17 protein-coding genes and 1 tRNA gene are annotated in these 18,230 nt (G+C 38.8%); 13 read left to right on the top strand and 5 right to left on the bottom strand.

From position 1 onward, the window contains the following. The first annotated feature begins 1 nt into the window (after position 1). From LEP1GSC203_RS01145 to pheS, 5 genes are read left to right on the top strand one after another with little or no spacing between them, the layout of a single operon-like run. A complete protein-coding gene (locus tag LEP1GSC203_RS01145; RefSeq protein ID WP_002971809.1) occupies positions 2 to 1,873 on the top strand; it encodes a motility-associated ABC transporter substrate-binding family protein in 1,872 nt (623 codons plus the stop codon). Further along, the gene (locus LEP1GSC203_RS01140; RefSeq protein ID WP_002971587.1) at positions 1,870 to 2,943 is read left to right on the top strand and encodes a hypothetical protein; all 1,074 of its coding nucleotides are present in this window, start codon (positions 1,870 to 1,872) and stop codon (positions 2,941 to 2,943) included. The genes LEP1GSC203_RS01145 and LEP1GSC203_RS01140 overlap by 4 nt, the downstream gene beginning before the upstream one ends. Before the next feature lies 1 nt (position 2,944). Beyond that, entirely contained in the window at positions 2,945 to 3,559 is a 615-nt protein-coding gene (locus LEP1GSC203_RS01135) for a hypothetical protein (protein ID WP_002971734.1), read from the top strand. Then, the gene (locus tag LEP1GSC203_RS01130) at positions 3,556 to 4,950 is read left to right on the top strand and encodes a UDP-N-acetylmuramate--L-alanine ligase (RefSeq protein ID WP_002971896.1); all 1,395 of its coding nucleotides are present in this window, start codon (positions 3,556 to 3,558) and stop codon (positions 4,948 to 4,950) included. Before LEP1GSC203_RS01135 ends, LEP1GSC203_RS01130 begins: the two co-directional genes overlap by 4 nt. Then, a complete protein-coding gene (pheS, locus tag LEP1GSC203_RS01125; RefSeq protein ID WP_002971852.1) occupies positions 4,947 to 5,972 on the top strand; it encodes a phenylalanine--tRNA ligase subunit alpha in 1,026 nt (341 codons plus the stop codon). The genes LEP1GSC203_RS01130 and pheS overlap by 4 nt, the downstream gene beginning before the upstream one ends. Positions 5,973 to 6,068: 96 nt before the next feature. On the opposite strand, the gene LEP1GSC203_RS01120 is transcribed toward pheS, so the two are convergent. The 4 genes from LEP1GSC203_RS01120 to LEP1GSC203_RS01105 are packed head-to-tail and all read right to left on the bottom strand — an operon-like array spanning position 6,069 to position 9,900. After that, positions 6,069 to 7,598, bottom strand: a complete 1,530-nt coding sequence (locus LEP1GSC203_RS01120; RefSeq protein ID WP_002971860.1) for a thiolase family protein — start codon at positions 7,596 to 7,598, stop codon at positions 6,069 to 6,071. 15 nt (positions 7,599 to 7,613) lie between these two features. After that, positions 7,614 to 8,408, bottom strand: coding sequence for a hypothetical protein (locus tag LEP1GSC203_RS01115; RefSeq protein WP_002971705.1), 795 nt, complete (start codon positions 8,406 to 8,408; stop codon positions 7,614 to 7,616). Continuing rightward, complete coding sequence (locus LEP1GSC203_RS01110; protein WP_002971923.1) at positions 8,405 to 9,532, bottom strand: LIC_10450 family protein; 1,128 nt, start codon at positions 9,530 to 9,532, stop codon at positions 8,405 to 8,407. Before LEP1GSC203_RS01110 ends, LEP1GSC203_RS01115 begins: the two co-directional genes overlap by 4 nt. Then, positions 9,529 to 9,900 carry a hypothetical protein gene (locus tag LEP1GSC203_RS01105; protein WP_232225704.1) on the bottom strand — a complete coding sequence of 124 codons (372 nt, stop codon included), beginning with the start codon at positions 9,898 to 9,900 and terminating at the stop codon, positions 9,529 to 9,531. Before LEP1GSC203_RS01105 ends, LEP1GSC203_RS01110 begins: the two co-directional genes overlap by 4 nt. Positions 9,901 to 9,934: 34 nt before the next feature. On the opposite strand from LEP1GSC203_RS01105, the gene rpsT reads away from it, so the two are divergent. The 8 genes from rpsT (at position 9,935) to LEP1GSC203_RS01065 (ending at position 17,633) form a co-directional block, all read left to right on the top strand. Continuing rightward, entirely contained in the window at positions 9,935 to 10,210 is a 276-nt protein-coding gene (rpsT, locus tag LEP1GSC203_RS01100) for a 30S ribosomal protein S20 (protein WP_002971623.1), read from the top strand. A gap of 103 nt (positions 10,211 to 10,313) precedes the next feature. Continuing rightward, positions 10,314 to 10,386, top strand: a tRNA-Val gene (locus tag LEP1GSC203_RS01095). A gap of 104 nt (positions 10,387 to 10,490) precedes the next feature. Beyond that, positions 10,491 to 11,867, top strand: coding sequence for a phosphoglucosamine mutase (gene glmM / locus LEP1GSC203_RS01090; protein WP_002971894.1), 1,377 nt, complete (start codon positions 10,491 to 10,493; stop codon positions 11,865 to 11,867). Next, a complete protein-coding gene (gene glmS / locus LEP1GSC203_RS01085; protein WP_002971728.1) occupies positions 11,852 to 13,687 on the top strand; it encodes a glutamine--fructose-6-phosphate transaminase (isomerizing) in 1,836 nt (611 codons plus the stop codon). The genes glmM and glmS overlap by 16 nt, the downstream gene beginning before the upstream one ends. A 3-nt stretch (positions 13,688 to 13,690) precedes the next feature. Beyond that, a complete protein-coding gene (locus tag LEP1GSC203_RS01080) occupies positions 13,691 to 14,722 on the top strand; it encodes a GlmU family protein (protein WP_002971821.1) in 1,032 nt (343 codons plus the stop codon). Positions 14,723 to 14,724: 2 nt separating this feature from the next. After that, the gene (locus tag LEP1GSC203_RS01075; RefSeq protein ID WP_002971644.1) at positions 14,725 to 15,630 is read left to right on the top strand and encodes an alpha/beta fold hydrolase; all 906 of its coding nucleotides are present in this window, start codon (positions 14,725 to 14,727) and stop codon (positions 15,628 to 15,630) included. 1 nt (position 15,631) lies between these two features. After that, positions 15,632 to 17,233: a carboxyl transferase domain-containing protein gene (locus tag LEP1GSC203_RS01070; RefSeq protein ID WP_002971723.1), complete on the top strand. Its 1,602-nt coding sequence runs from the start codon at positions 15,632 to 15,634 to the stop codon at positions 17,231 to 17,233. A gap of 43 nt (positions 17,234 to 17,276) precedes the next feature. Continuing rightward, complete coding sequence (locus LEP1GSC203_RS01065) at positions 17,277 to 17,633, top strand: STAS domain-containing protein (RefSeq protein WP_002971888.1); 357 nt, start codon at positions 17,277 to 17,279, stop codon at positions 17,631 to 17,633. Between the two features lie 7 nt (positions 17,634 to 17,640). Here the strand turns inward: LEP1GSC203_RS01065 and LEP1GSC203_RS01060 are convergent, their stop codons facing one another. Beyond that, entirely contained in the window at positions 17,641 to 18,198 is a 558-nt protein-coding gene (locus LEP1GSC203_RS01060) for a DJ-1 family glyoxalase III (RefSeq protein ID WP_002971825.1), read from the bottom strand. Between the last annotated feature and the right edge of the window lie 32 nt (positions 18,199 to 18,230).

Here is an 18,230-nt window from a genome sequence, read left to right as displayed (position 1 = left end):
CATGTTTTTAACCGCAGATAGAGTTTTACCATTTATTAGTTTACTTTCCCTTTTCGCCTATTTCCTGTTTGATGGAATGGTCGTTGATCCCAAAAAAAGGTTCCTCTTTTTTGGAGTGGTCTTTTTATTTTTAGCATCGGACACTATCGTTCGTGCTTTTTCGAAAGGATTACGAAAAGAAGATCGAAACCGTTATATTGCTGCCGGTTTTGGAATCGGTGCTTTTTTATTATCGGTGTTACGTGACTTTTTAGATTTGAAACCAGTTGCTGGATTCAATGAGGAAGTGAGTGCCATACCGAAAGTCAGAGAATTTCTTTTGCTTTGTGTGGTTCTCTTATCTATCGTATTTTTACTCCAAATCATTTTATTAGAGATTGGAAAATCTTCATTAGAAGCACAGAGTAATTTAGCAAAATCCAAAAGTTCTCTTTTACAAAATGCTGTATTGGGATTTTTGTTTGTTTTACCGATTTTGGTGGCGGTAAATTATTTTGCGATCAAACGAAACTATAACTTTGATTTGAGTAGCCAGGGTAAATTTTCCCTTTCACAAACATCAAGAAATCTCATCAAACCAATTACAAAAGATGTGACCATTACTGCGTTTTACCCGCGTCCCTTGGAAGCCGATGGACCTGCCAATGGAGATAAACTTGCCGCTTTTGCCCTCACTCGCATTCGTCCAGACATCGAAATTCTTTTGGACCAAATCAAATCAGAGAATTCGCACATTTCTATTCAATTCATCAATGCGGACGTAGAAGTGGATTTACTCAAAGAATTTGGCCAGGTTTCGAACGGAACTATCTTTGTTCGTTCCCAAAAACAATCCCTTTTGACCTCAGGCACTCCTTTTGCAGAAGAAAGAGTCATTGCTAAAGAAACAAAAGATTTAGAAGACCTCGAACGTAAGTTAGTGGGTGCACTTCTCAATGTCACCACAGAACAGAAAAAAGTATATTTTACAGTTTCCAATGGGGAAAGGTACGGAATGTCCTTTAAGGCTCTTCCGAACGAACAGGTAAACCGATTTGTTTCCTCTTTGCAGTTTTTAAATTTTAAAGTAGCAGAGTTAGGATTTGGTCAAGGTTGGCCATCCAAATTGCCGGATGATGCAGATATGCTTGTGGTTCTTGGACCAACAGTTGCTTTTTCTAAAGAAGCAAAAGAAGAACTTACAAAATATGTTTTGGAGAAAAATGGAAAACTTCTTATCACCATGGAACCAAAAGGAAACGAAGACTTTGGTTGGTTACTTTCAGCTGCTGGACTCAAATCCAAATCCACACAGTTAATCGAACGAGAAGAAAAACCAGGATTTGTTGTGGCAAAACGGTTTCCTGACCATAGACTCACTGACTTATTACAAAAAAAAGACATGGGGATTTTGTTTCCTTACGGTAGTTATTTGGAAACTGACACAACCATTCCTTCCCCTTATGCATTTAAGTCAGAAACTCTGCTCGAGTCTGGGTTTGAAGCATTTGCCGATGAGAACAAAAATGGGAAATTGGATCCAAACGAAAAAAGAGAAAGTAAAATTCTCTCCATTGTATTAACTCCAAACTCTCTAAACAATGACAAATCAGGAAAAATCATTCTGCATTCAGGAACTTCTTGGGTAACAGATCAGTTCATTCCGTACGCAATGAATTCACAATTTTCGACGGTTTCTATCACTGGTTTGTTTCAAGATGTTGCCGTTGCCGAAATTCCATTGAAAAAAGAAGAACTCGATACCATATCTTTATCAGACAACCAAAAGTTGATCGCGTGGGTGATAGGTGTGTTTTTATTCCCTGGATTTATATTGGCAGTGGGTTCCTACTTTGTGTATTCCAGACGAAAAAGTTCCATGATTGAAGTATGAAACAGAAAATTAGTTTAGTAGTTATCGCGTTTGTTGGACTTTTTTTACTTTTTTATTGGATGGAAGACCATCCTGAAAATATTTCCGAAACAAATTATTGGAAAGAAGATTGGAAATCCATTGGTTACAATCCACCGAAAGCTGACTGGTGTGGAACACAAGAGCCAAAGTTTGCGGAAGACGCTATGGTATTTCGTAAGATCCCTCGTGGATGGAATCAAACTCCATTGTACACAGTGACTTCCACAAAAAATGGAAAATCCATATCTTATGAAGCCAATTATAATGTTAAAAATAGTTTTTCGGAACTCAGTGTTCTAAAAACAAAACTCATTGAAAAGGCAACACCAGAGATTCAGAAATCCTATTGTTTAGGGGAAAGTTCCCCTTCCTTATCTTTGTCAGAAGAGAATGGGCCTACCATTGAATTTTCAAAAGACAAACAATTGTTTTTCGGTAAAAAAATTGGCTCAGATGAAGGTCGTGTTTCCGTATTGGTTCATGAAGAAATCATAGCTCCCTATAACTATTTGATTGAAAAGTTTCGTACACCTTCTACAAATTTTCGTGAAAAGATGTACGTCTCATTTAACGATGGTTATCTGAAGGAACTTTCTTTTTCTGGGCAAATTCTTTCGGTAAAAGCAGAAAACCGTGCCAAAAAGAACCAATACAATGTTTATGTGAATGATTGGAGTCGTACCACGGGTGAACGGATTGTCTTGCCACCCGATATAGGAAACCAGTGGGAATCGGTGACCAAAGGTTTAAAAGTAGAATTTTATACTGATGAAGTCGGTGCGCCAGAGTTTCCTGAAGTATCTCTCACACAAAACCCAGAAGCAGTTTTGGATGTGGTCCAATCGGAAGGAATCAAATACCGACTCTCCTTTTACCCTTTATGGGAAACGAATTCCGGAAAATGGCGGCCGGTTCGTCGGGAACTAGTGCCATATTTTTCCGAGTCCATCACTTGGATCAAAGAAGAATCCTTCCAAAATTTGGTGAATGCGGTCATGAAAGTGAAAAATGCTTCCCGTTACGAGCGTCCCAACCAGAAAATCCAATAAGGTGCAAAAAGTTTCTACAGTCGCATCTCGGATGGAAATGATCCGAGATTTATTCTATTCTCCCATGTCCGCCTTCGAATCCTACTTTCATAAAACGGATTTGGGTGGACGTGATTTATGGTTGGCCCATCTCCAACTCATCCTCCTCGCACCAGTTGCTAAGTTTTTTGGTAACGTTCTACAAATCCTCTTGTTTAAGGTTTCTACTGTTGATGAAGAAACAAGACTTACCTACACCCAAGGTATGGGGACTTTGTTCTTTTTTTATTTAGGGTTTTATATTGTAGTAAGGCTTGTGGATAGTTTTCGGATGTACCACCAAATGCGTGATCGCACCAAAGATTGGGAAGGTCCAGAACCTCATGTCTTTATGATTTCTTTTTTGCCGTTTACATCCACTGCAATCTTTTGGATTTTTCCGGCACCCATCCCCTTGTTGATGTTAGGTGTGGGTTTTCTTTATTCATTACATTTAGCATATTATTACCTTTCTCATAGAAGAGAATGGTCCTCGTTTGATTTTTTGTTTTTTCTTATGAAAGTAGTTTTGTTTTTTTTGGTACTCCTTTCTGTTCCTCTATTTGTTTACAACCTGATTAGGACGGTACTCTTTTGAAAATCTTTATGGTCGGCATTGGTGGGATTGCTATGGGCAATTTGGCTTATATGCTTAAACAGCAAGGTCATGACGTATCAGGTTCAGATCAAAATCTTTACCCACCGATGTCTGATAAATTGGTGGAGTGGGGCCTTTCGCCTAAATCTGGTTATCGTAAAGAAAATGTGAAAGGTTCTGATTTAGTGATCATCGGGAATGCAATCTCTCGTGGGAATCCAGAAGTGGAAGAAGTTCTGAACACCGGAATGGAATACATGAGTATGGCACAAGCAATTGGAACTTTTTTTCTTAAAAACAAAAAACCAATTGTGATCTCTGGAACTCACGGCAAAACCACGACGACTTTTTTAACTCATTGGATTTTGGAATCGATTGGATTAAAACCGGGACTCTTTGTGGGAGGAATTCGAAAAGACGGATACCCAGGTTTTGCCCTTGGGGAAGGGGATTATTTTGTAATCGAAGGAGATGAATATGATTCTGCTTTCTTTGATAAAAGTTCTAAATTTTTACATTATAGACCTTACTATTTGGCAATGAACGCATTAGACTTTGATCATGCTGATATTTTTGCTGATTTAAATGCGATCAAAACAATGTTCAAACGCCTGTTAAATTTGGTTCCAGGGCGTGGTAAGGTTTTTTATTGGAAAGGATCCAAAAATCTAGTAGAGATTACTAAAGAATACAAACATGCACCAGTGGAATCCTTTGATTTAGGAGATAAAAATTCCATCTTTAAATATGAAAAAGGTGTATTGTCTGAAATCAGAACTAAAGCAAAGTTAAAACCATCTCTCATTGGTTCACATAACTATCGCAATGTGGAAGTGGCGGTGCGTATTTGTTTGGAGATTGCTCCTCAAAAAAGAAAAGAAATATTGGAAGCGGTTGTTTCCTTCCCTGGGGTCAAACGTAGACAAGAAAATCTTTTTGTTTCCAACATGAGTTTGCTTGTAGAGGATTTTGCTCACCATCCTGTGGCTATCCAAGAAACCATCAAAGCCCACAAGGAAGCTTATCCCGGTTATAAAATCATTTCTCTTTTTGAACCAAGGAGTGCCACTTCTCACAGAAATGTATTCCAAGATGATTTTGCCAAATGTTTTAAAGGAAGTGATGTAAGCATCGTTACCGAAGTTTACCAAGTGGACAAGGTGAACAAATCCCTTCGTCTGAATGTAAAAAAATTGGTGAAAGACATCTCAAAAAATACAAAGAAAGAAGCTTTGTATGCAAAAGATCCAAAAGAAATTCCCACTCTCTTAAAAAAGATTCTACCAAAATTCCAAAAAGATAAAGTCATCATCCTTGCGATGTCCAATGGTGCCTTTGGTGGAATTTATCCTGAATTAAAATCATTAATCCAATTGCGAGAAACTGTATGAGCCTATCCCAAGAAATTCAAACTTTAGTCAAAGAGGCTGAAACTGTTTTATCATCTGCAAGTTCTGAACAAGAATTGGATACTTTGAAAAACCAGTTCCTGGGTAAAAAAGGAAAACTCACTTCTGTTTTGAAAGGTCTTGCTACCCTTTCTGTGGAAGAGAAAAAAACAGTGGGAAAAGAAGCCAACGAAGCCCAGAGCCGGCTCGAAAGTTTTGTAGAAACCAAACGTTCTTCCTTAAAAGAAAGTTTTTATGAAAACGAGCTCGGCAAAGAGTTTTTTGATAGTTTGCGTCCACTTGCTTCGAAAGAAAGAGGAAGCCTTCATCCTATATCACAAATCCAATATGAAATCGAAGACATCTTTACTTCTATGGGTTTTTCAGTGATGGATGGGCCTGAAGTGGAAACCGATGAAAACAATTTTGGTGCCCTGAATTTTACCGAAGACCATCCCGCGCGGGATATGCAAGACACCTTTTATACAGAAGATGGGAACTTACTTAGAACTCATACTTCTGCCATTCAAGTACGTGCCCTTCGCAAACTGAAACCTCCGTTTCGTATCATTGCACCCGGTCGTGTGTTTCGTTATGAAGAAGTGGACGCCTCTCATGAAAATACTTTTTACCAAGTGGAAGGGATGGTTGTGGGAGAAAACATTTCTGTGGCCCATTTGATCTATACCATGGAAACCCTTCTTTCTCGTGTGTTTCGTAAAGAAATTAAAACTAGACTCCGCCCTGGTTACTTTCCCTTTGTGGAACCTGGTTTTGAACTCGATATCAATTGTTTGGTTTGTAATGGCGATGGTTGCAGTGTATGCAAACATTCTGGTTGGTTGGAATTACTTCCTTGTGGTCTTGTGCATCCCAATGTTTTGGAAGCGGCAGGACTTGATTCCAAAAAATGGACCGGGTTTGCCTTTGGTCTTGGCCTCGACCGACTTGTCATGATGCGTTACGGAATCCATGACATTCGGTATTTCCAATCGGGGAACTTAAGATTTTTGAAACAGTTTTGATTGTGGGCTTACGGCGACTAACAAAAGTTTCGTGAACTGACAAACATTTCTAAAATCAAATCAAAAGGCCAGATTTTCTTTCTGGCCTTAGTTTTTTTAATCCAGTAAAAAACTTTGAATCTTTCCATCCTTCTCTTGAAACTCTACTTTTGATTTTCCAAGATCCAATCCCTCTTTTGAAACAATCTCTCTTCCCTCTTTGTCATAAAGATTAGTGAGAACCATCTCACCATTTTCCTTTTTCGAACAGACGATGAGGTAAGGTGGCTTTTTTTCTCCTCCTGGATTAAAATAGATGGTGCTTGCCGTGAGAATTGTTGCTATCTCTCCTACTTTGGGACTTGGGACATTGACTTCTAAAGTTTTTAAAGCCATAGGTTCTCTAGTCGCAGTTCCTGGTTTGTCTTTCGCAAATAAAATCACAGTGTTGATGCTATCAATTCCACCGTTACCTCCCAGTAAACTCACCTTAGGTGGACTTGATAGTTTTTCTGGAATGGGATTCACTGCAAGACCATATTGGCTTGCTACATCCACAAGACCAGTAGCTCCCGAAAGGGCCATAGCGGCTTGGTAATTCAAAATTCCCCCACCTAAATTGATAGGTATCTCTTTTTCACCATTGGATATTTTTCCGTTGCGAAGAGAAGTGGCAGTGTCTTTTGGTGAAACTCCAAAATACAATCCGGCTTCATGAATGATCATTCCGGTAAAACAATCGTATATCCATGCATATTCAATGTCAGACCGTTTGAGACCAGAGGATGCCACTGCTCTTTCGCAAGCCAGTGCCGCTGGGCTTTTTAAATCCTTTTTTTGGATGAAGTATTCTGCATGGGCACTTTGACCAGAACCCACCAAATAAATATGTTGAGATTCTTTTTTAATGATATTGTTATCGATTAACTTCTGTTTCATGAATTCAGAAGTCACTAGAGTGGCAAATCCATGATCGGTGACAATGGCTATCATAGGAGTGCTGTATACACCAGAAAGTGGTTTTTTTAATTGTTTTTCATTGATTGGTTTTTGGTATTGAAAGGCACGCGGGTTGGTTTCTGCTAATTTTCGAAAGTGTTTTGTGATTTCTTCTAAATCTTCGCTAGTCACACCAGTATCAAACATCATTCGTTCACATAACAATGAATAGAGGCCAATGAGTGTGGCACCATATGGCATTTCCCAATCCTTATGACAAACTGTGGCAGTGAGTCTTTTTAAATCTGATACTTGTTTGAATACAGATTTGGGAATATCAGCAGCCGCCACAAGAACTACAGCGTAGGGATTTGATTTGACTATCGTATGGGCTTGCCCAATGGCACCACCTACACTTGCTCCCCCTAAGTCCACAGTATGGCAAGCAAGACCACCAAACCCTAAATCGTTAGCATCTTTGACAGTGAATCCATACCCTTCGCGGCCGAGGGACTGGGCTTCAATGGAAACAAAGTCAGTGAGGTAGGGTGCAATGGAGGAACGATCCGTTCCTAGAAAACCAAACAGTTTGTCTACGGAACGAAAAAGTAAGGAATGGTATTTTTCTAAAGGAGAAAGGTTTTTATAAACTTCCGAATCAAATTCTGATTCAATGGTGTCGCTGACACCGAGTAAAATTGGGTCCATACCGCCAAATTAGAATCAACCTTCCATATTCATCAACGCATTCATTCGAAAATCTTGTATGATTTGTTTGCAGCGTTCAGTGATCCGAGTGAGGCTCTCTCCAAATTTTTTTCCCCCAAAAGAAGTATGAGCATAGGGATAATCTTTTTCATTGACTTGGACAATCATATCAGGATTGATCCTGTTTTTACTGACCAAATCTTGAACGGCCACTGTGATATTTTTTAGCGCAATACAACCATCTTTCAAAAGATTTTGAGAGGCTTTTTCGATGACGATATTGTTACCATTCGCATCAAGTAAGGTTTTGATAAATTCTTGCATTTTCAAAGACGGAAGGCCACGTCTTGTCATTCCAATCCGCTCCACTTGTAAAACAGCGTCTTGTAAAAAAGAATACTCAGGTGTTCCTTTGAAGATATAAATAAGAACAGGAAGTTCATTTTCTGCAAAATCCAACATAGCTCCATAGAAGTATCTTGTTTCAACTTTTGCCAGTGGATGGAAATCTACCTTTTTATAGTTTGCTAACTTTTCTATTGACTCATCCATAATTCGGTTTAACGTTTGAGCTTTGGCTGCTTCTTTTTTCGCCGCGAGCTCTTGGAATTTTGATTTTAATTGTTCAAGAAATGTTACTTCTTCAGTTAGAAATTTTGTGATATTTCCACGAAGTTTGAGAACTTGTAAATACCTTTGTTCAAATCCTGTTTGATCAAAGGCTTTAGGATTCAACTTTCCGTGTTCTCTATATTCTGATCTAATTTTTTCTAAAATTGCTTTTGTTTCTGCTTCCGACAGTTCTTTCATTTCGATTGTTTCCAGTGTTCTATATCAAGTATGGTTTTATCCAAATCTTGTGCAAAATATAGGGATGCATTTTTGGCATCAACATACATTAACTGGTTTGCATATTGTAATTGTTTAACCTGAATATCATTCTTCAGATTTAAAATATTTAATAACTGCAAACTCAGCTTTTTGAAGTCTTTAACAATTGTATCGGAATGTCTTTGCATTTCAAACAGATGTAGTCTGTTTAATTTTTCCTTATCTGATTCAATAAATTTCATTTCTTCCCTTTTTTCTAGGGGAGCTTTTGAAATATAATACGTAATAGGACGTGGATAGGATGTCATTTCTTTGTGTAGGTCGACCATTTTGTCAATGGCTTCAAACACTTGGGCTTCCATTTCTCTTGCAAAGTTCCCTACTATATTTTTGTTTTCCGAAGGATCACCAGTGAGTTCAAAAATTCTTGAGGATTGTAAGTTACGAATGATGGCAGTGACACGTTCTCGGTAAGTCGTTAATAATTTAAGAAAGTCTTCAATCCTTTGGAAAGCAGTTCTGTCATCAGAATCCTCCCCTACTTGTAAGTTGGGTTCTGAATTTTCTTTTTCTTCGGCTTCTGTGGGAGTGGGTAAGTCAGGAGTGTTGAGTAGGCCTGCATGAGAAAAAGTTTCTTGGGCTGATGGTGGTTCTTCCCCTTCAAAAATATTCAAATCCACATCTTCACGCATTAGATTTTCTTCAGCCACAGGACTCAGCTTTTCTTTTTGAATCTCCACAGTTTTTTCGGAAGGATTGCTTTTTGCTCCCAAGGTACCCACTAACTTTCCTAAAATGGGATTGGATTTTAGATCTTCTGAGATAGGCGTAATGAGAGGAGTGCTTTGTGGATTTTGTACTGGTAACGATTTTGAATCTTCTACATCAGTTGGTGTTGGAGAATGTGGAACTAATTCGAAATGATTACCAACTAGTTTTAAAATTTCAATTCTACGCGAATCTTTGTTGAAACGGAGGGCATAACGATTGTTATCCTTATCAATATATCTTTGTTGGATTTGGGAAATTGATAATTTAATGGGATCAATTTCTGAAATGGACTCAATTTTTATATAATGATATTTTGATTTTTCTGGAGTCACAGTCTTAGAATTTCCAACAAAGCTTCTGTGAAAGCATATGAGAGTAATACGTTCGGGTCAACTTCCTTCTCCCGAGAAATCAAAGTTAAGGTAAAAAAATCGTAACGACTAAGTTCCATCCGTTCATAATGGCCAGATTCTCGTTTCTCAAAGGTTCCCGGTTCCATTCCTTCTACTTTTAGGGATAATATAGCCATTTTTGTGACAAGGCCTAGATCCAAATGTCTCTGTTTCAGGATTTCGTAGAGTTCAGAATCGATCCAAATGAGTATGGGGAACATGGTGGTCTCCTCAAAAGAGAGGTTTTGGACCTTTGCTTTGGCTCCTATTTTTTTCTCTTTCGCCTTGACCGGCAGAGTGGTACTCAAAAGATAAGTAAAAATTCCTCGTAGGGGACATTCCTTGGCTAATTTAAAATCATCTAAAAAAGACATTCGTAGAACCGCTCGTAGAAAAGAGCGAAATGGTGAGGACCGCACTGAGTTGCGCACTTATGCTCGCATTCTCATTAAGGCAATTAAAGCTGGAGACAAAACAGAAGCACTTACTGTGTTCTCTAAACTTGCATCCAAGTTGGACAGAGCAGCAAAAACAAAATTGATTCATAAGAAAAATGCAGATCGTAAAAAATCACGTATGGCACTTCGCATCAACTCCATCGAGACAAAAGCCGCCTAACATTCGCTTTTAGCTAGTAGGAATGAGGCCACCAATGGTGCCCTTTTTTATTTCTAAATCTTATTTACAAAAATCTCTACTCCGGTTCACTGGTCATTACAACGGGCGATTAGCTCAGCTGGGAGAGCAGCTGCCTTACAAGCAGCGGGTCGGCAGTTCAATCCTGTCATCGCCCAAACCGTTTTTCTTTTATCTTCACTTTTATTCTATTTCACTGACACATTCCAAAAAGCAAAAAGATAGACTTGCAGTGGGAATCCACGAGCTTTGATAGTATTGTATGCGATTTACGAAAGAGTATGATCTGTCCTCCCTGATGATTTCCATCTCCGGCGTTCGGGGTAAAATTGGACAAGGCTTTGGGTTAGAGGAAGCTTTAGCATTCTCTAAATCATTTGCTTCCATGATGAATGGAGGAACGGTCGTGATCGGCCGAGACTCAAGACCGAGTGGACCTTATTTAGAATCCCTTCTCACCTCAGCATTGTTAGCTTCTGGAAATTCTGTTTTAACTTTAGGACTTGTTCCTACACCAACCACTAAAGCGGTTGTGAATCTTTCCAAAGCCAATGGCGGAATTATGATCTCTGCTTCTCATAATCCAATGGATTGGAACGCATTTAAATTTATTTCTAAAAAAGGATTTTTCTTTTCTGCTGAGGAAAACAAAAAACTTCTTTCTATCATTCAAAACAGCTCTTACGCCAAAGAACAAATTTCACCCAAAGGATACATTGATTCCGGTGAGGATTATATTGATCTTCATTTGTCTTCTGTTCTGAAACGAGTGAATGTAACAAAAATCAAAAAGAAAAAATTCACAGTCTTTGTGGATGCAGTTGGCGGTGCCGGCTCTTACGTGGTTCCTAGATTTTTACAAATGTTAGGTTGTAAGGTTGTGGCACATAACTGCAATCCTGACGGAACTTTCCCAAGACCGCCAGAGCCAACAGCAGCTGCCCTAAAATCAGTAGAACCTTATTTTAGAAAATCCAAAGCAGATATTGGTTTTGCTTTAGATCCGGATGCAGATAGACTTGTTTTGTTTTCTCCCAAACGGGGAGCAGTTTCTGAAGAATACACTTTGCCATTGGCACTGATGAATGTTCTTTCTTCAGCTAAGAAAAAAGCCAAAGTTGTTGTGAACTTATCTACTTCTTTTTTAAATGAAGACGTGAGTTCAAGATTTGGGGCGGAAGTAATCCGCAGTAAAGTGGGTGAAGCAAACGTTGTTGAAGAAATGCTTAAAACCAAAGCAGTGTTTGGTGGAGAAGGAAACGGTGGTGTAATTGATCCTAACATTCCTTCCTTTGGTCGGGACACTTTGTCCGGTATTGCTCATATCCTAAATTTAATGGCAGAAACCGGAAAATCAATCGATGCCCTTTTAGCGGAACTTCCCGAACTTTATATGGAAAAACAATCCTTTCCATTAGCAAAGGGAATGTCTTTAGAAAGTCTTTATGAAAAATTTCAGTCTACATTTTCTCCGAAGGTGATTTCAGAGAAAGACGGACTTTGGATGTATGTATCCGATTCTTGGATTCATATTCGTCCTTCCAATACAGAACCAATCTTTCGTGTCATTACTGAAACTAAATCCAAATCAGATTTGGATGCTACCTTAAAGAGGGTAAAACAATGTGTGGAATCGTAGGTTATTTAGGAAAAAGAGAGGCACTCCCTCTCATCATCAAAGGTCTGAAAAGACTAGAATATCGTGGTTATGATAGTGCCGGCGTTGCTTTGTTAAATGGCGGGCTTGAGATTGTCAAAAAGAAAGGGAAAGTTGCCGATTTAGAAAAAGAAATCGGTGATCGGAAATTACTTGCTACTCTTGGAATTGGCCACACACGTTGGGCCACTCACGGCGAACCCAATGACCGCAATGCCCATCCCCATACAAGTTCTGATGGAAAATTAGCAATCATTCATAATGGAATTATTGAAAACTATGGATCCATCAAAAAAGAATTAGAGGGAAATGGTCATATCTTCAAATCGGATACTGATTCTGAAGTTCTCATTCATCTTATCGAAGAAATTAAAAAACAAAACAATTGTTCTATTGAAGAAGCAGTGCGTCTTGCATTGAATGAAGTAGTTGGCGCCTATGCCATTGTAATCCTTTCGAAAGAAAACGAAAGAACAATGATTGCGGCAAGGAAAGGTTCTCCCCTTGTTATCGGAATTGGAGAAGATGAATACTTTGTGGCATCGGATGCAACACCTATCATTGAATATACGAACAATGTAACTTACCTCAATGACCAAGAGATGGCTATCATCAAAGATGGTAGTCTTGTGGTAAAAAACTTGGAAAACGTTACTAAAACTCCATTCATCCAAAAATTAGAACTGGATTTGGAAGACATTGAAAAGGGCGGATATCCACACTTTATGTTAAAAGAAATTTTTGAACAACCGAAGTCTGTGCGTGATGCCATGCGTGGACGATTGGTTTCAAGAGAACATCATCTTTTCTTAAGTGGGATTGACCAATACTTAAATCGATTTTTAAATGCAGATCGTTTGATCCTAGTTGGTTGTGGTACTTCTTGGCATGCAGGCCTCATTGGTGAATATTTGTTTGAAGACTTGGCAAGGATTCCTACGGAAGTAGAATATGCTTCTGAGTTTCGTTATCGCAATCCTATCGTGACAGAAAGAGATGTAATCATTGCTGTGTCCCAATCAGGAGAAACCGCTGATACATTGGCTGCGATTGAACTCGCAAAGTCAAAAGGAGCTTTGATTTTTGGAGTCTGTAACGTTGTGGGTTCGTCAATTGCGCGTGCTTCTCATGCTGGTGCTTACCTCCATGCAGGTCCTGAAATTGGAGTGGCATCTACCAAAGCATTCACATCCCAGGTAACGATTCTTACGATGATGGCTTTGTATTTGGGTTTAAAAAAAGGTTCTATCTCTTTATCCGATTACCAAACATTACTTTTGGAATTGGATTCGATTCCTGATAAAGTAGCAAAGATTTTAACGAAAGATGATGACATCCGAACTATTGCTGAAGGTTTTTATCGTGCGTCTAACTTCCTTTATTTGGGACGTGGATTTAATTTTCCTGTGGCTCTAGAAGGCGCTTTGAAACTAAAAGAAATTTCTTACATCCATGCGGAAGGATATCCTGCAGCAGAAATGAAACATGGCCCAATTGCTTTGATTGATGAAGATATGCCTGTTGTGTTTATTGCAACAAAAGATGGTTCTTATGAAAAAGTCATTTCCAATATCCAGGAAGTAAAGGCCAGGAAAGGAAAGGTCATAGCTATTGTGACAGAAGGCGATACCGATATAAAGTCTATGGCAGATTTTACATTTGAAATTCCTAAAACTGCTGATGCACTCGTTCCATTACTTGCTGTCATTCCATTACAACTTTTATCCTATCATATAGCAATCCTTAGGGGATGTAATGTGGATCAACCAAGGAATTTAGCGAAATCTGTAACTGTGGAGTAAACAGTGAACATCTTATTTGACGATTCCCAAAGAAATCCGTCTCTTGAACCGTTATCCAGATTTCATTCTTTTTTCGAATGGAATTTGGGTGGTGTCAACTTACTTGAAAAAATAGAACGTAAATACCCAGGGGCAAAGTTTTTTTATAAAGGCCCAAACCGATCCTTTGAAAAATTAATCTTTCACAGATACCCTCATATACTCCCTGCTAACTTAGAAACCTATGACTCTATATACAGTTCCGATTCATATTTACCTTGGGAACTTTTAGGAACTGTGACTTCTATCATTGAAGAAATACTCACTTTAGAAAAAGATTGGAAAAGGTTTCGCCAAAAGTACAAAGCAAAACAATCTGGATTTCATATCGTAGGAAAGGAAAAACATCTCTACATCCATCCTCAGGCCACTGTATATCCAGGTGTAGTATTCGATACAACGGATGGTCCCATTCTCATTGAAGATGGAGCCAAAATTTCATCCTTTAGTTTTTTAGAAGGTCCTCTTTTTGTCGGGAAAAACACTCAAATTGACAATGCTCGGATCACAGGCGGTTGCCTTATCGGTAACCAGTGCCGGATTGGTGGGGAAGTAGAAAATTCAATTATTTTGGATTTTACCAACAAACACCACGAAGGTTTTTTGGGCCATAGTTTTGTATCGTCTTGGGTTAACTTAGGTGCTTTATCTACCACTAGTGATTTAAAAAACAATTATGGGATCGTGAAACTTAAGATAGGTGATAATACAATCAATACGGGAACCATCAAATTTGGATCTCTTTTCGGTCCCTTTACAAAACTTGCGATTGGTGTGATGTCCAATACAGGAACTGTCTTTGACATTGCTAGTAACATTGTTGAATCCAGAATCCAAGGTTATGTACCTGCTTTCACTTGGATCAAACCAGGGGGTCGGTACCGATTGGAAGAGTTTCTGTTTGATACAAAAAAAATCATGGCTCGCCGTGGAATGAATCTTTTTGAGTTTGAAGAAGAGTATTTAAGAAAATTATACGGAAGTTTTGCGGAGTAAACATGACACCCAGTTTGTTAGAACATATCAATTCTGGTAAAACAGTAGAAATTGACAATTTGAGTTTTTTCTATCTGGATGAAGGAAAAGGAGAAGAGATCATTCTTCTTCTTCCTGGTTTTTTGACAACATCATATAACTATCGTAAATTGGTGAATTTGTTATCTACACACTACCGGGTGATTGCTCTCGATTTTTTAGGAACTGGATTTAGCACAAGGCCTGACGGTCCACTTTCCCACAGACTCCAAGCGCATTATTTATCTCCTTTTTTGGAAAAGGTTGTGGGGGACAAAAAAGTCCATGTAGTTGCATTTGATTATGCACTCCCTATTCTTTGTTTTACTTTTAAAGAACATGCGATTCAATACAAATCCTTATCCATTTTAGGTGGATTTATGAATTTGCCAAAATTTCATTTTTATTTCCCATTACATTTTTTACGGTTACCTCTGATTGGAGAAGTGTTTTCCTTTTTCTTTCGTCCACCACTCCTTCGTTTGTTTTATAAATTGTTTTTAGTTAAAAAAACACACCACTTAACTTATGAATGGGAAAAGACCATGTATCATTTGTTATTCGAAGGAAAGGCGCGAAAAAACACATTGGAATTTGTTCGTAATGTCGACAGATCTACACATGCTCTTCGTGAAATCGAAGAAGGTGCCAAAAACTTTGTTGGACTTCGTCAAATTTATTTGGGAGACGAGGATTTTCGAATTTCCCCAAATCAAACAGAATATATGAAAGAAACTTTAAGAACCAGTAGTCTTGTGTTCCTTCCTTCCAAACACCTTCCTATGGAAGAATGTCCGGAAGTGGTTTATGAAAAACTTCACTACTTCGTAGATTCCTTCTCACATAAAAAAACAAAAACCTTTCATTTCAATAAACAGAATAAGGATTAATATGGAAAGAATCATCTCTAAGGCAAACCCACAAACATCCGAATTTGTTGCCAATCGAACAGCATATTTAGAAACCATAGTTCCCATTCGTAAAACCATCGAACAAGTGAAGTTAGGTGGAGGTAAAAAAGCTCTCGAAAAACATAAATCTCGAGGAAAACTTACGGCAAGGGAACGTATTGTCGAACTCATCGATGCGGGAACTGAATTTATGGAGATTTGTGGTTTGGCCGGAGAAGGTGTCTATCCCGATCCAGTTCCTTCTGCGGGAATCATCACGGGTATTGGAAAAGTAGAAGGGGTAGATTGTATGATCGTTGCCAATGATGCAACGGTCAAAGGCGGAACTTACTATCCACTCACAGTAAAAAAACATGTTCGCGCGCAAGAGATTGCCGAAAACAACTCGCTCCCTTGTATTTATTTGGTGGATTCTGGTGGAGCTTTTTTACCCATGCAGGATGAAGTGTTTCCTGATAAAGACCACTTTGGTCGGATTTTTTTCAACCAGGCACGGATGAGTGCTAAAGGAATTTCTCAAATAGCAGTAGTTATGGGGTCATGCACGGCAGGTGGTGCTTACATTCCAGCTATGTCCGACGAATCAATCATAGTCAAAGGAAACGGAACTATCTTTCTTGGTGGGCCTCCACTTGTAAAAGCGGCTACGGGTGAAATTGTCACCGGTGAAGAGTTAGGTGGTGCTGATGTTCACTGCCGCGTTTCTGGTGTGACTGACCATTATGCAGAAGATGATTATCATGCTTTGGAAATCACTCGTTCTATTATTAAAAATATAAATTCTAAAACAAAATCGGTTCCCAAAGAAACAGAAGATCCTTTGTATCCCATTGAAGAAATTTATGGAATCATCGAAAGAGATTCTCGGAAGTCTTATGATCCAAGAGAGATCATCGCAAGGATCGTAGACGGATCCAGGTTTCATGAATTCAAAAGACTCTATGCTACAACCATTGTCACTGGATTTGCAGAAGTGTATGGGTATCCTGTAGGAATCATTGCTAACCACGGAGTTTTGTTTTCCGAGTCTGCACTCAAAGCTTCTCATTTTATCGAACTTTGTGACCAAAGAAGGATTCCATTGTTATTTCTCCAAAACATCACAGGGTTTATGGTGGGGAAAAAATATGAAAACAATGGGATTGCCCGTGATGGAGCCAAGATGGTGAATGCCGTTTCCACGACCACTGTTCCGAAACTAACTATTGTTACTGGTGGTTCTTATGGTGCGGGAAATTATGGAATGTGTGGTCGCGCTTTTGCTCCTGAATTTTTATGGATGTGGCCCAATGCACGGATTTCTGTGATGGGTGGTGAACAAGCTGCTAATGTTCTTTGGACTGTCAAAAAAGACCAAAAAGAAGCAGCCGGTGAAACAGTTTCTCCTGAAGAAGAGACTATCTTTAAAAAACCTATTTTAGAAGATTATGAAAAAAAATCTTCCGCCGTGTATAGTTCGGCCCGGCTTTGGGATGATGGGATCATTGATCCAGCAGACACTAGAAAAGTTTTAGGTAGAGCTTTGTCTATCTTAAGTCAGAGGAAGGAAGAAAGAAAACCATTTGGTGTCTTTCGAATGTAATTTTTGACTTTTCATTTCCTTTTGAGGTGAAAACTAACTACAAATGATCATCCACGAGAAGTCATCCAATCAAGTTGCCATCATATCCATTGAAGGCGAGGTTGATTTGTACAATGCAAAAGAATTGAAAGACATTCTGGATGATAAAATGCGTAAACACCAATACGAGATTGTTGTGAATCTCGAAAAAGTTCCCTTTATGGATAGTTCTGGCATCGGGACACTCGTGACGGCCATGTACAAACTAAAAAAATACCATGGAAATTTAAAGGTTTGTAGTGTTCATGGATCGGTGGCAAAAGTTTTCAAACTCACCGGAATGGAAAGTCATTTGGAAGTCTTTGATACCGAAGAAAAAGCAGTCCTCTCATTAGTCAAAGAAAGGGGATCTGCCGAGTGACTTCCCATTAAGGAAGTTGTAAACCAGCCTTTACTTTTTCCATAATTTTCTTACCTTCCAAAATTTCCAATAGATACAAAGCAAATTCAAATGCAGAACCAGGACCCACACTCGTATGGACATGGTTATGCGACTCAATCCTTTTGCCAGTATACTTTCCTCCTTTTCCTATAGTCAAATCTTCGGAAGAAGGAAATGCCGTATAAGGATCATTCCCTGAAATGATATCTAAATTACGTAAGGCACTGGGAGCGGCACAAATGGCACCGATCAGTTTTTTCTCGGATTGAAAGGAATTTAGAATCTTACTAATTTCTGGATCGGCCATAAGATGTTTGGTTCCTTCGAGACCACCAGGAAGTAAAATTGCATCAAACTCAGCCGGATTGATTTCTGAAAAAACTTTGTCAGCAAGGTGGAGGGTCTTTCTGGAAGCAAGGATGGGCTCTTTGGTTTTTCCTCCAGATACCACTTCGACGTTACCTCTTCGCAATACATCGATTAAAATGATGGCTTCCATTTCTTCGAAGCCGGTGCAGAGTGGAATGAAAACTCGTTTTGCCATAAAAAGACTAGTTTGACTTTGTACAAAATGTT

It is taken from the genome of Leptospira terpstrae serovar Hualin str. LT 11-33 = ATCC 700639, assembly GCF_000332495.1.
Taxonomy (GTDB): Bacteria; Spirochaetota; Leptospiria; order Leptospirales; family Leptospiraceae; genus Leptospira_A; species Leptospira_A terpstrae.
Note: the sequence above shows the minus strand (reverse complement) of the source record. Positions and strands in the feature narration are given on the sequence as shown.